Annotated in this window: 10 protein-coding genes and 1 pseudogene; 5 read left to right on the forward strand and 6 right to left on the reverse strand. The window is 61.8% G+C overall.

The window, feature by feature from the left end:
- Window positions 1-42 precede the first annotated feature (42 nt).
- Window positions 43-3,522, forward strand: coding sequence for a hybrid sensor histidine kinase/response regulator (locus N805_RS16160; protein ID WP_019470179.1), 3,480 nt, complete (start codon window positions 43-45; stop codon window positions 3,520-3,522).
- On the opposite strand, the gene rmuC is transcribed toward N805_RS16160, so the two are convergent.
- Both rmuC and N805_RS16170 read right to left on the reverse strand, forming a co-directional pair.
- Window positions 3,494-4,864: a DNA recombination protein RmuC gene (rmuC, locus tag N805_RS16165; protein WP_165931634.1), complete on the reverse strand. Its 1,371-nt coding sequence runs from the start codon at window positions 4,862-4,864 to the stop codon at window positions 3,494-3,496. The genes N805_RS16160 and rmuC overlap by 29 nt on opposite strands.
- 180 nt (window positions 4,865-5,044) lie before the next feature.
- Window positions 5,045-5,383, reverse strand: a pseudogene (locus N805_RS16170) (sel1 repeat family protein); the annotation flags it as partial.
- A gap of 947 nt (window positions 5,384-6,330) precedes the next feature.
- Here N805_RS16170 and N805_RS16175 point away from each other — a divergent pair.
- The 3 genes from N805_RS16175 to N805_RS16185 all read left to right on the forward strand — a co-directional run bounded on the left by N805_RS16175 (window position 6,331) and on the right by N805_RS16185 (window position 8,700).
- Window positions 6,331-6,555 carry a hypothetical protein gene (locus N805_RS16175; protein ID WP_019470176.1) on the forward strand — a complete coding sequence of 75 codons (225 nt, stop codon included), beginning with the start codon at window positions 6,331-6,333 and terminating at the stop codon, window positions 6,553-6,555.
- Window positions 6,556-6,804: 249 nt separating this feature from the next.
- Window positions 6,805-7,287 carry a hypothetical protein gene (locus N805_RS16180; protein ID WP_019470175.1) on the forward strand — a complete coding sequence of 161 codons (483 nt, stop codon included), beginning with the start codon at window positions 6,805-6,807 and terminating at the stop codon, window positions 7,285-7,287.
- Window positions 7,288-7,434: 147 nt separating this feature from the next.
- On the forward strand, window positions 7,435-8,700 hold the full coding sequence (locus N805_RS16185; protein WP_019470174.1) for an OmpP1/FadL family transporter: 1,266 nt from the start codon (window positions 7,435-7,437) through the stop codon (window positions 8,698-8,700).
- Window positions 8,701-8,739: 39 nt separating this feature from the next.
- On the opposite strand, the gene N805_RS16190 is transcribed toward N805_RS16185, so the two are convergent.
- On the reverse strand, window positions 8,740-9,669 hold the full coding sequence (locus N805_RS16190; RefSeq protein WP_019470173.1) for a LysR family transcriptional regulator: 930 nt from the start codon (window positions 9,667-9,669) through the stop codon (window positions 8,740-8,742).
- Window positions 9,670-9,784: 115 nt separating this feature from the next.
- On the opposite strand from N805_RS16190, the gene N805_RS16195 reads away from it, so the two are divergent.
- The gene (locus N805_RS16195; RefSeq protein ID WP_016485290.1) at window positions 9,785-10,045 is read left to right on the forward strand and encodes a DUF2798 domain-containing protein; all 261 of its coding nucleotides are present in this window, start codon (window positions 9,785-9,787) and stop codon (window positions 10,043-10,045) included.
- 760 nt (window positions 10,046-10,805) lie between these two features.
- Here the strand turns inward: N805_RS16195 and N805_RS16200 are convergent.
- The 3 genes from N805_RS16200 to N805_RS16205 are packed head-to-tail and all read right to left on the reverse strand — an operon-like array spanning window position 10,806 to window position 12,725.
- Window positions 10,806-11,357: a glutathione peroxidase gene (locus N805_RS16200; protein ID WP_028614182.1), complete on the reverse strand. Its 552-nt coding sequence runs from the start codon at window positions 11,355-11,357 to the stop codon at window positions 10,806-10,808.
- Between the two features lie 46 nt (window positions 11,358-11,403).
- The gene (locus N805_RS31140; protein WP_259140742.1) at window positions 11,404-11,526 is read right to left on the reverse strand and encodes a hypothetical protein; all 123 of its coding nucleotides are present in this window, start codon (window positions 11,524-11,526) and stop codon (window positions 11,404-11,406) included.
- Window positions 11,523-12,725 carry an MFS transporter gene (locus tag N805_RS16205; RefSeq protein WP_028614181.1) on the reverse strand — a complete coding sequence of 401 codons (1,203 nt, stop codon included), beginning with the start codon at window positions 12,723-12,725 and terminating at the stop codon, window positions 11,523-11,525. The genes N805_RS31140 and N805_RS16205 overlap by 4 nt, the downstream gene beginning before the upstream one ends.
- Window positions 12,726-12,779: the final 54 nt, after the last annotated feature.

The raw sequence follows: 12,779 nt of genomic DNA on the forward strand, positions 1-12,779 counted from the left end.
GGTTGATCGGGACCGCGTTATCTTTTTTGCTTCGGAGTCTTCATGTCGTTGTCCAGCGGGCTGATCGCCGTGGTCGCCCTGGCCTATATGGCCGTCATGTTCGCCATCGCCTTCTATGGCGACCGCCGCAGCACGCCGTTGCCGCCGAAGCTGCGCGCCTGGGTGTACAGCCTTTCGCTGGCCGTGTACTGCACCAGCTGGACCTTCTTCGGCGCGGTCGGCCAGGCCGCCGAACAGCTCTGGGCATTCCTGCCGATCTACCTGGGCCCGGTGCTGCTGCTAATCTTCGCGCCCTGGGTGCTGCAGAAGATGGTGCTGATCAGCAAACAGCAGAACATCACCTCAATCGCCGACTTCATTGCCGCACGTTATGGCAAGTCGCAAACCCTGGCGGTAGTGGTGGCGCTGATCTGCCTGGTCGGCGTGTTGCCGTACATTGCCTTGCAGCTCAAAGGCATCGTGCTGGGCGTCAACCTGCTGATCGGGGCCAACGCAGACGCCACCGGCACCCGCGTGCAGGACACCGCGCTGGTGGTGTCCCTGGTGCTGGCACTGTTCGCCATCGTGTTCGGCACCCGCAGCCTGGACGTGACCGAACACCACCGTGGCATGGTGCTGGCGATTGCCTTCGAATCGCTGATCAAGTTGCTGGCCTTCCTGGCCGTGGGCATTTTCGTGGTGTTCAACCTGTATGACGGCTTCGACGACCTGTTCAGCCAGGCGCGTCAGTCGATCCACTTGCAGGACTATTGGCAAGAGACCATCAACTGGCCGTCGATGGTGGTGCAAACCGCTGTGGCGATGATGGCGATCATCTGCCTGCCAAGGCAGTTCCACGTCACCGTGGTAGAGAACATCGAACCCCAGGACATGCGCCTGGCGCGCTGGGTGTTTCCGATGTACCTGGCGCTGGCCGCGCTGTTCGTGGTGCCGATTGCCCTGGCCGGGCAGATGCTGCTGCCGGGCACGGTGATCTCCGACTCGTTCGTCATCAGCCTGCCGTTGGCCGAGGCGCACCCGAGCCTGGCCCTGCTGGCGTTCATTGGCGGCGCTTCGGCGGCCACCGGCATGGTCATCGTCGAGGCGGTGGCACTGTCGACCATGGTCTCCAACGACATGCTGCTGCCCTGGCTGCTGCGCCGTAACAACGCCGAGCGGCCATTCGAGGCGTTCCGCCACTGGATGCTCTCGGTGCGCCGGGTAACCATTGTGGTGATCCTGCTGCTGGCCTACGTCAGCTACCGCCTGCTGGGCTCTACCGCCAGCCTGGCGACCATCGGCCAGATCGCCTTCGCCGCCGTCACCCAGCTCACCCCGGCCATGCTCGGCGCGCTGTACTGGAAGCAGGCCAACCGTCGCGGCGTGTTCGCCGGCCTCGCGGCAGGCATCTTCCTGTGGTTCTACACCTTGGTCCTGCCGATTGCCGCGCATAGCCTGGGCTGGTCGCTGCAGCTGTTCCCAGGGCTGGCATGGTTGCACGGCAACCCGCTGGGCCTGCCGATCAGCCCGCTGACCCAGGGGGTGGTGCTGTCCCTCGCGGGCAACTTCACCCTGTTTGCCTGGGTCTCGGTACTGTCGCGCACACGGGTTTCCGAACACTGGCAGGCCGGCCGCTTCATCGGCCAGCAAACCAGCGCCCGCCCCAGCAGCAAACCATTGCTGGCAGTGCAGATCGACGACCTGCTGACCCTGGCCTCGCGTTTTGTCGGCGAGGAACGCGCCCGGCAGAGCTTCATCCGCTTCGCCTATCGCCAGGGCAAGGGCTTCAACCCCAACCAGAATGCCGACGGCGACTGGATCGAGCACACCGAACGGCTGCTGGCCGGGGTGCTCGGAACCTCGTCGACCCGCGCCGTGGTCAAGGCGGCCATCGAAGGCCGCGACATGCAGCTGGAAGACGTGGTACGCATTGCCGACGAAGCCAGCGAGGTGCTGCAGTTCAACCGCGCCCTGCTGCAAGGCGCCATCGAGAACATCAACCAGGGCATCAGCGTGGTCGACCAGAACCTGCACCTGGTGGCCTGGAACCGTCGCTACCTGGAGCTGTTCAACTACCCCGACGGACTGATCAGCGTGGGCCGGCCGATTGCCGACATCATCCGCTACAACGCTGAGCGCGGCCTGTGCGGCCCGGGCGAAGCGCAGGTGCATGTGGCGCGGCGCCTGCACTGGATGCGCCAGGGCCGCGCGCATTCGTCCGAACGGCTGTTCCCCAATGGCCGGGTGATCGAGCTGATCGGCAACCCGATGCCGGGTGGCGGCTTCGTCATGAGCTTCACCGACATCACCCCGTTCCGTGAAGCCGAGCAGGCCCTGCGCGATGCCAACGAAGGCCTGGAACAACGCGTGGCCGAGCGCACCCACGAACTGTCGCAACTGAACCAGGCGTTGTCCGAAGCCAAGAGCCAGGCCGAAGCGGTCAGCAAGTCCAAGACCCGCTTCCTGGCTGCGGTCAGCCACGACCTGATGCAACCCCTGAACGCCGCCCGGCTGTTCTCCGCCGCCTTGTCGCAGCAGGCCGAGGGCATGAACGAAGAGGCCCAGCAGTTGGTGCAGCACATGGACAGCTCGCTGCGCTCGGCCGAAGAGCTGATCAGCGACCTGCTGGACATCTCGCGCCTGGAAAACGGCAAGATTACCCCAGACGCCAAGCCATTCGCCCTCAACGAACTGTTCGACACGCTGGGCGCCGAGTTCAAGGTACTGGCGGCCGAGAAAGGCCTGGAGTTCCGCCTGCGTGGTAGCCGCCTGCGGGTGGACAGCGACATGAAGCTGCTGCGCCGGGTACTGCAGAACTTCCTCACCAATGCCCTGCGCTACGGCAAGAGCCCGATCCTGCTGGGCGCACGCCGCCAAGGCGAGCGCCTGTGGCTGGAGGTGTGGGACCGTGGGCCAGGCATCGCCGACGACAAGCTGCAAGTGATCTTCCAGGAGTTCAAGCGCCTGGACAGCCACCAGACCCGCGCCGAAAAAGGCCTGGGCCTGGGCCTGGCGATTGCCGACGGCCTGTGCCGGGTGCTGGGGCACCCGCTGGAAGTGCGCTCGTGGCCGGGCAAGGGCACGGTGTTCCGCGTCAGCGTGCCCATTGCCCGCCAGGCCGCCCCGGCGCCAAGCGCCCCCGCGGAACAACAGGGCGGCCAGCCACTGGCCGGGCTGCACGTGCTGTGCGTGGACAACGAAGACAGCATCCTGATTGGCATGAACAGCCTGCTCAGCCGCTGGGGCTGCCAGGTATGGACCGCGCGCAACCAGGCCGAATGCGAAGCCTTGCTGGCCAAGGGCATGCGCCCGCACCTGGCACTGGTGGACTACCACCTGGATGACGGCGAGACCGGCACCGGGCTGATGGGCTGGCTACGTGCGCGCCTGGGTGAACCGGTACCAGGCGTGGTGATCAGCGCCGACGGCAGCAAAGAAACCATCGCCATGGTGCATGCGTCAGGCCTGGATTACCTGGCCAAACCGGTCAAGCCGGCGGCCCTGCGCGCCATGCTCAACCGCCATCTGAGCCAGGTTCAGTAACCGCTGCATCCGGCACCTCATCGGACAGCGCCCGCTCCAGCAAGTCTGCCGGCAGGCTCTTGCTGGCGCGGGCCCCCAGCAGCTTCAGCTGTTCGCTGCGGCTGACCAGGTTGCCGCGCCCTTCGCACAGCTTGTTACGGGCAGCAGCATAGGCCTTGTCCACTTGCTGCAGCCGGCTGCCGAGCTCGTCCAGGTCCTGGATGAACAGCACGAACTTGTCGTACAGCCAGCCGGCACGCTCGGCGATTTCCCGGGCATTCTGGCCCTGGCGCTCCTGCTTCCACAGGCTGTCGATCACCCGCAAGGTAGCCAGCAGGGTGGTAGGGCTGACGATCACGATATGCCGGTCGAAAGCTTCCTGGAACAGGTTCGGCTCGGCCTGCAAGGCCGCAGAAAAGGCCGCTTCGATGGGCACGAACAGCAGCACGAAATCCAGGCTGTGCAGGCCTTCGAGGCGGTTGTAGTCCTTGCTCGACAGGCCTTTGACGTGGCTGCGCAGCGACTGCACGTGCTGCTTGAGCGCGGCCTCGTCATTGCTGGCGACAAACTGCTGGTACGCCGTAAGGCTGACCTTGGCATCCACCACCACCTGTTTGTCGCCAGGCAGCATGATCAGCACATCGGGCTGGAAACGCTCGCCGTCAGCGCTCTTGAGGCTCACTTGGGTCTGGTATTCGCGGCCTTTTTCCAGGCCGGCATGTTCCAGCACGCGTTCAAGAATGAGCTCGCCCCAGTTGCCCTGGGTTTTCTGGCCTTTCAGGGCCTGGGTCAAGTTGGTGGCTTCGTCGGAAAGGCGCAGGTTGAGCTGTTGCAGTCGCTCAAGCTCTTTGCCCAGGGAAAAGCGTTCGCGGGCTTCCTGCTGATAGCTTTCTTCCACGCGCTTTTCAAAGGACTGAATGCGTTCCTTGAGCGGGTCGAGCAACTGCCCCAGGTGCTGCTGGCTGGTCTGCGCGAAGCGTTGCTCGCGCTCGTCGAAGATTTTGGTGGCCATGTCGGCGAACTGGGCGCGCAGGGTGTCGCGGGCTTCCTGCAGGTCTTCCAGGCGCTGCTGGTGGCTTTCCTGCTGCTCACGCAGTTCGGCCTCCAGACGCGCGGCCTGCGCCTCCAGACGCCGCAGCTCGGCTTCACGGTTGGCGCGCTCCAGGCTCCAGGCGTGGGCAGCGTCACGGGCGTTGTCGCGATCGATCTGCAGCAGCTCCAGTTCACGGCCTTGGGCGGCCAGCTGGGCCTGCTTGACGGTGTTGGCTTCGCTGAGGTCGCTGACTTCGTCGCGGCTGGCCTCCAGCTGCGCCTGCAGGCCAGCCAGGGTCAGTTGTGCTGCGTTGAGGCGCTCTTCGAGCAAGGCCTGCTCGCCTTGCCGTGCGCCCTGGCGACGCTGCACCTGCATGACCCACACCAGGCAAGGTAAAGCACCTGCCACCAAGCCCAGCAGAATGCTGGCCAGATCCACTGTCATGCTTACCCCGATTACGCTGTTGCAAATTGAGTGCAGCTTATCAGCACGGGGCTTGTCGGAGCATTACTTCGCCTGGTCCGGTTCGTTGTTCTGGCACAGCCGCGCATACTCCAGCTGTGCTCTCCGATCACCGGCGCGCGCTGCCTGGCGCAGCAGTTCATGGCCAATACGCCGGTCGCGGGCATTGCCGCAATCGCGGCACAGCATCTGCCCCAAGCGGCTCTGTGCCACCACCACGCCCTGACGCGCCGGCTGCTTCAGCAGGCGCCCGGCAAGGTGCTTGACCTGGGGCTTGTCGCCCAGGTGCGGGTTGTCGAGCAGCCACAAGGCAACTTTCAAGGAAAAGCGTTTGGGAGGCGTCGTCGATGCAGCGGGGCTGGCGAGGTCTTTACCGCGAAAACTCATGAGCAACAGGCTTGGCAACTCGAAAGGCGCGCCACTCTACTCTTTTTTTTCCGCCGTGACTTGTGGATTTCTGGAGGATTGAAAAAAATTTCAATGATCTTTTCTTGACGTTTTCGAGTGGATGACCAGCCGGTCTGTCGGGGCATGTAGATTGTCGGACAGTCAACTGCAATGCTGGCACGCCCGTTCTAGAGCAAGCGCGCGGGACAATCCACAGTTCCTGTGGATAACTCGGTGGACAACCCTCTCACACACCCCGCAAAGCCCCGTGAATTGGGGCTTTGTCTCAAACTGACGATTTTTTCACCAGCTAAAAATAGTGTTTTTTTTCATTGACTTAACCGCCCAGTCAAGGCATTGGCGAGCCGGTTGCGGCGTGTTGCCGGCCTGTTACAACTGCTGCCCCGAATGTGAACAAGTGCACCATTAACCTTCATTTGAGTGCTCGAAATGGGCACATCCGCCCGGATACGGGCGTTTTGCCCCCTCTTCACAGTGCTGCAAATAAGCGCCATACTGTGCGGCTCACCTGAACAAACGTAGTGCTTGCCAAGCACCGGCATTTCCGGTAAGGTGCGCCTCGTTAGTACCAAGCTGAAAGTCAATTCGGGCCACAATGTCCTTGCAGACCCACTCCACCCAAGAGTGCGCTGCTGAAAGCAGGATCGGCCCATTCGATGATTCACTCGCCAGCCTAAGGCTGCTCAAGCACGAATCACGTGACAGATTGATCAGGATTCCACCCGACGGCCTAGAACCTTGGCCCCGGTGTGCTGCCTGGCTTCCGAAGTACCTACCAGTCAGCCCAAGCGCCCACATTTGATTGCGCTCTCTCTGGCTGCTTTGTTCCAGTCAGGTTCGTTCGTCCCTTAATAAAGGCGTCACTGGAACGTTTCTATCATGCACGGATCATACCCTCCGTGTTTAAAGCAGGAACCTCCAACAATATGCAAACTCATCATCAGATTCAGGCTGCCATTGGCACCCTCTCCCAGGCCTTCTCGCCGTTGAAGTGCCTTATCGTTGCCCCACGCAAGGGCAGCTTCAGCTTCACCCTGGTAGACGAACACGGCGTCGCCTGCCACACCGAGCGCCTGTACCCTGAACAGTACAGCCGCAATGAACCGCTGCAGGCGGTCATCGCGCGGACCCGTCAATCGCTCATCGCGTGAGCGGCGAATACCGCGGTATTCAAGCGCTGAATCACCCCATCGCAAGCCTGCCTGAACGTTCTTGGCTTAATTGCCTCCGGGCATATAGCCCGGTACGTCAGGCAGCAATCGATTTAAAAACAGCTCTTTACACCACGATTATCACACTACACTTCAACTCGAGCGGTGCTTACCGCTTCCGGCGGGCCTGATCATTCACCAGCTGCCAAGCTCCAGCGCCCGTCCGGCCCTTAATTGCTCGAGGGCATCATGGGTATTGCGGCGAATGAATTGTGTCAGTATGTGATCCGACCCACTCTGGTCTACCTGAACCGTCACTGCGCCAGCGCCGAAGCCTTGTTGCTGGGCATTGCCGCCAGCCAGTCGGCACTCGGGTCAGCCCTGCATGACCGACGTGGCCACGGCCTTTACCGCATTGGCGAACACCGTCACCAGGCACTCTGGGACGATTATCTGGCCCGCGATCCCGACCTGGCCAGCCTTGTGCGCGGCCTGGCCAGCCAGCACGCCTTCCTCGGCGGGCCGCACCTGGAACTCACCGTCAACCTGCGCTATTCCACTGCAATTGCCTGGATGCTCGTCGAAGAGCAGGCCACGCCACTGCCCGCGGCTGACGACTTGTTGGCGCTGGCACGGATCTGGCGTCAGATTTTTCACCCCCAGGGTCGCCTGCGCGACTTCACTCATGCCTGGCATACCTGCATAGATCAGAAATTGCCACAGGCATCTTAAGAAGCGTCCTACAACATTACCGGAAAAAAGGGAATTTTGGTCGGATTGTCCTACAAAACCGCTCTATCTTCTGCGATTGAGGCTATGGCGCAGCGCGTGATTTGTTGGTAGCTTTTCGCCCCGGAGATCCCAAGGAGTTTTCTAATAATGAAAAAAGTAATGCTCAAAACCTCCCTCGGCGTAGCGATTGCGCTTGCTTCCAGCCAACTGCTCGCCAGCGGCTTCGCGCTCAACGAACAGAGCATCAGCAGCATGGGGACAGGTTTCGCGGGACGTTCTTCTTCTGCCGATGATGCCAGCACCGTGTTTGGCAACCCTGCCGGCATGTCCCGCCTCAAACGCGAACAGGCTACCGTGGGCGCCGCCGCTGTCATCGCCAAGTCCGACATCTCGGGCCGGGGCAGCAACCTCGGGGGGGAAACCGATGGTGACATGGTGCCTTTCGTTGGCGTACCCATGGGTTACTACGTCAAGCCGATCGACGACCACTGGAGCGTCGGCTTCGGTGTCTATGTACCGTTCGGCCTGGTAACCGACTACGGCAGCGATGATGCCGCGCGCTACTGGGGCAAAAAGAGCCACGTACAGGTTGTCACGTTCCAGCCGACTGTCAGCTATGCCTTCAACGACAAGGTCTCGATCGGTTTTGGCCCGACCATCAACCGCATCGAAGGGGAACTGGGTTCGAGCCTGATCAACCCGTTCACCCCGGGCAGCAATGACGGCGAAGTGAAGATCAAGGGTGACGATACCGCCGTTGGTTACAACATCGGGATCCTGGTACAGGCCACCGACCGTACTCGCGTCGGCCTGACCTACCACTCAATGGTCGACTACAAGCTCGAGGGCAAGACCCGCGTCAGCACCCCGCTGATCGGGCCGTTCAACGGCAACAAGTTCGACGCCACGCTGAAGATCAAGACGCCGGAATCGGTCGACCTCTCGGTTACCCATGAGCTGGACGACCAGTGGACCCTGTATGCAGGCAGCACCTGGACCCGCTGGAGCCGCCTGGAAGACATCACCGTGCAGAACGATGTCCCGGCGCCACTGGCAGGTTCGGCGTTCCAGACCATCACCGAAGAACAGAACTGGCATGACACCTGGGCCCACGCCATTGGTGCGTCGTACAAGGTCAACAAGGAGTGGGTGCTGCGCACCGGCTTCACCGTCGACCAATCGCCGACCAACAACCACGACCGCTCGCCACGTATCCCGACTGGCGACCGCAAGGTGTTCAGCCTAGGTGCCGGCTGGAGCCCGAACGACGACATGACCATCGACGTGGCTTATTCCTACCTGTGGGAAGAAGACACCAAGGTCAATCAGGTGAGCGCAACCAAAGGCAGCTACCAGGCCAAGTACGAGAACAGCGCTCACGGTATCGGTGCGTCCCTCACCTACCGCTTCTGATTCGTACGTACTATGAAAACCGCCCTCGTGGCGGTTTTTTCATGCCCGTACCTGCCAACTGTCCCCCAGGCATTCGCGTAGATAATCCATGAACGCACGCACTTTCGCGCTCATGGCGAAACGGTCGGCCAGGCACAGGTAGATATCCATCGGTTCGGTCTGGGCGTAGGCCTGGCCACTGTCGCTGTACTCGAACAACGGCACCAGCGCACCGCTAGCCAGGTGCGGTCGCACAATGAACTCGGCCAGGCGGGTAATACCGCCATCGTGCAGCGCCATCTGGGTCAATGCATCGATGTCGTCGCTGATCAATACGCTGCCGAACTCCGCTTCAAAACGCAGCCCGTCGCGCATGAAACCCCAGCGCAGAAACCGCCCATCCACCGGGTAGCGGAACACCAGGCAACGGTGTTCGCGCAACGCCTCGGGCGTAGCCGGCACCCCAGCGCTTTGCAAGTAACCGGGCGAGGCACAGCAAATGAACGGGATACGGGCGATGTGCCGGGCCAACAGCTGGTCTTCCAGTTGCGGGGCAATGCGCAGGCTCACATCGACGTCTTCACGGGCATGGTTGACCCGACGATCAGTCGTTACCAACTCTATCGAAAGCAGTGGATAGCGCCCACTGAATGCGGGTATGAGTGGCGCCAGCACGTGGCGACCAAACGCGGATGTCGAGGCGATGCAAAGCCGCCCTTGGGGTTCACTGTCTGGCGTAGTGACGGCCTGCTCGGCCAGGGCCAGGTCACGTTCGATATGCCTGACGCGCTCGTAATACTGCGTACCCGCCGGCGTGAGCGCCATGCTGCGGGTGGTGCGGCTGAGCAGGCGCACCTGCAGATGGCCCTCCAGGCGCGCCAGGTTCTGGCTGACCGCTGCCGGGCTAAGGCCCAGGCTACGGGCGCCGCCGGCGATGCTGCCGGCCTCGACCACCTTGATGAAGCTGCGAATGGCGTTGAGCAGGTCCATGCGTTAGCTCTTGGATTCGTAAGAATCTCTTTATAAAGAACTCAGCATGGCTGGTCTACAGCTGCGGCCGAGTGGATTGTTAACCTGCGCGTCCACTCACCTTTCAGGAGTTCACATGAGCAACCTGTCCCAGTCGCGCAGCCGACGCAAATTGCACCCGGGTGCTACGCCTTACGTTTTTGCCTTTTTCATGTCGTCTATCATGGCGTTATTGATGTGCTTCGTGATTACTGCGGCGAATGCCGGGGTTACTGCGCAGTACCTGAGCAATGTGCTGAAGGCCTATCAATTGGCGATGCCAGTGGCGTTCGTTTGTGTGTTGATGGTCAGGCCGGTGGTGGTGCGGTTGGTGGCGATTACGGTGCATGCAAAATGAAGTAATCCGATTCCGAGCCACGCCTTCGGCTCCGGCTCTTGATCTTGATCTTGATCTTGATCTTGCTTTTGATCTTCGCGACTTCAGGAGGCCGAACGCAGGCCTTGCGGAGGGAGGTGACGGGCATGGATGCCCGTCAAGCGCTGGGCCCCAGGATGGGGCCTGCAGCGCGGTCCTCCCGGGAGCGAGGCCGGAGTGAGGGAACCCCGCAGCGCAGCGCAGGGGCCGGATGATGGGAGCGCAGCGTTTTTTGGTTACTTTTTGTCGCGTTTGACAAAAAGTGACTCGCCGTAGGGCGAAAAGGTGAGTCGGCGTCGCCATCGCAAATGGACTATCCGCTATATCAAAACCCCCACTTAAGCTTCTTGGCTTTTACGATGTGCGCCTTGATACCAGTGTAGGCATTCGTTCGCGCAGGTGGCGCTAAGTCACCTTTCCGCCCTTCCGGCGGGTTACTTTGGTCTTGGCCAAAGTAACCAAAGCCGTCCGCTCCCATCATCCGGCCCCTGCGCTACGCTCCGGGGTCCCCTCGCTCCGGGCTTGCTCCCGGGAGGACCGCGCTGCAGGCCCCATCCTGGGGCCCAGCGCTTGACGGGCATCCATGCCCGTCACCTCCCTTCGCAAGCCCTGCGCTCGGCCTCCTGAAGTCGCAATCTGCGTCGCTTGAACTACCGCGCGCTTAGAAGCAGAAGCAGAAGCAGAGGCAGAGGCAGAGGCAGAGGCAGAGGCAGAGGCAGAGGCAAGAGCTAGAGCTGCCCGATTACTGCGGCGAAGCGATGGCCTTCTCGATGGCTGCGCGGAATTCCGGATCATCCGGTTTGGTAAGGCTAGAGAAGTTACCGATCACCTTGCCCTTACGATCGACAACATATTTGTAGAAATTCCACTTCGGCGCACTGCTCTGGCTGGCCAGCTCAGCAAACAGCGGTATCGCATCCTTGCCCCGCACGGCCTGCGTCTTGGTCATGGTGAAGGTGACCCCGTAGTTGGCATAGCAAACCTTGGCAGTCTTCTCGCTGTCGGCATCTTCCTGCTTGAAGTCATTGGACGGCACGCCAAGCATTTCCAGGCCTTGCTCGTGATATTCCTTGTACGTCGACTCAAGCCCCTCGAACTGCGGTGCAAACCCACAATAGCTGGCCGTGTTGACCACCACCAAAGGCTTGCCGGCAAAGCGCTGGCACAGGTCGACCTGCCCCTTGCCACGCAATTCTGGCAAGCTGCCCTGCAACACAGCTGGGCAATCGGCAGCCCAGCTCGATGTGCTGGCAAGCACGGCCAACAACGGCACTGTCAACCAATGAGCACGCATGTTTCGTTTCTCCTGCAAGACAATCCTTGAGCTTGCAGGGTAGCGCCTAACAAACACTCATGCCCAGTTGCATCAACGCCATCCCGCCCTTGTGCCAGCCCCACCACGCCAGCGCCAGCAGCACCAGCGCGCCAAGTGCCAGCACCCCGCGGGCCAGGTAGCGGTTCATGCGGCCTGGGCCTGAAGGCGCGCAACCGGCCGTTCGCGCACAGGCCAGCTCAGGCCAGCGGCCAGCAGACTGAGCAGGATGGAAATCTGCCAGACCAGGTCATAGCTGCCGGTGCGGTCATACACCACCCCGCCCAACCAGCCACCGAGGAAGGCACCCAGCTGGTGGAAAAGGAAGACGATACCGCCGAGCATGGACAAATTACGCACCCCGAACAGCGTAGCCACGGTGCCATTGGTCAGCGGCACCGTGGACAACCACAAAAGGCCCATGGCGATGCCGAACAAGTAGGCGCTGATCTCTGTCACCGGCGCCCAGAGGAACAGTACGATCACCACCGCACGCAGCAGGTACAGCCCAGTCAGCAAGCGCGGCTTGGACATGCGACCACCCAGCCAGCCAGCGGTGAAAGTACCCACGATATTGAACAGGCCAACCAGCGCCAGCACCGTGGTACCGGTGGTCGCGGCCAGGTGCTGGTCAACCAGGTAGGCCGGCAGATGCACACCTATGAACACCACCTGGAAGCCACACACGAAGAAACCCAGCGCCAGCAACCAGAAGCCGGAGTGCGAGCACGCCTCCCGCAGCGCCTGGCCCAGGGTCTGTTCGGTGCCATGGCTGGGCAGCGGGCGGTCGCGCAGCAGGCCGACGAAGGGCACGATCAACGCCACCATCAGGCCCAGCACCAGCAACGCTGCGGACCAACCCAGCCACTGGATCAGGCCAAGGGTGCCCGGCAGCATGGCGAACTGGCCAAACGAACCGGCGGCGCTGGCAATGCCCATGGCCATGCTGCGCTTCTCAGCAGGCACCGCACGCCCGACCACGCCGAGGATAACCGAGAACGATGTGCCGGACAGGCCGATGCCAATCAGCAAACCGGCACTCAGCGACAAGGACCAGGCAGAGTCGGCCATACCCATGAGGATCAAGCCGACGGCATAGAGAATGCCGCCGATGATCACCACCCGCGCCGCCCCCATACGATCGGCCAAGGCACCGGCGAACGGTTGCGCCAGCCCCCAGATCAGGTTTTGCAAGGCAATGGCAAAGGCGAACACCCCACGGCCCCAGCCAAAATCGGCGCTCATCGGCGCCAGAAACAGACCAAAGCCGTGCCGCACACCCAGAGACAGCGCCAGAATCAAAGCCGCACCTACCAATACCCACCCGCTGGTTCGCCACACCGAAGTCATTGTCGTTATCTCCAGCACATCGCAAGGTTTTTGCGGGTATATACCCGCTTATAG

Source organism: Pseudomonas putida S13.1.2 (assembly GCF_000498395.2).
GTDB lineage: Bacteria > Pseudomonadota > Gammaproteobacteria > Pseudomonadales > Pseudomonadaceae > Aquipseudomonas > Aquipseudomonas putida_Q.

Bases quoted from the DNA above. Each gene is read 5' to 3' on its own strand.
- N805_RS16160 (WP_019470179.1), top strand. From the start codon at position 43: ATGTCGTTGTCCAGCGGGCTGATCGCCGTGGTCGCCCTGGCCTATATG.
- N805_RS31140 (WP_259140742.1), bottom strand. From the start codon at position 11,526: ATGAACCGCTACCTGGCCCGCGGGGTGCTGGCACTTGGCGCGCTGGTG.
- N805_RS16185 (WP_019470174.1), top strand. From the start codon at position 7,435: ATGAAAAAAGTAATGCTCAAAACCTCCCTCGGCGTAGCGATTGCGCTT.
- N805_RS16190 (WP_019470173.1), bottom strand. From the start codon at position 9,669: ATGGACCTGCTCAACGCCATTCGCAGCTTCATCAAGGTGGTCGAGGCC.
- N805_RS16175 (WP_019470176.1), top strand. From the start codon at position 6,331: ATGCAAACTCATCATCAGATTCAGGCTGCCATTGGCACCCTCTCCCAG.
- N805_RS16180 (WP_019470175.1), top strand. From the start codon at position 6,805: ATGGGTATTGCGGCGAATGAATTGTGTCAGTATGTGATCCGACCCACT.
- N805_RS16195 (WP_016485290.1), top strand. From the start codon at position 9,785: ATGAGCAACCTGTCCCAGTCGCGCAGCCGACGCAAATTGCACCCGGGT.
- N805_RS16200 (WP_028614182.1), bottom strand. From the start codon at position 11,357: ATGCGTGCTCATTGGTTGACAGTGCCGTTGTTGGCCGTGCTTGCCAGC.
- N805_RS16205 (WP_028614181.1), bottom strand. From the start codon at position 12,725: ATGACTTCGGTGTGGCGAACCAGCGGGTGGGTATTGGTAGGTGCGGCT.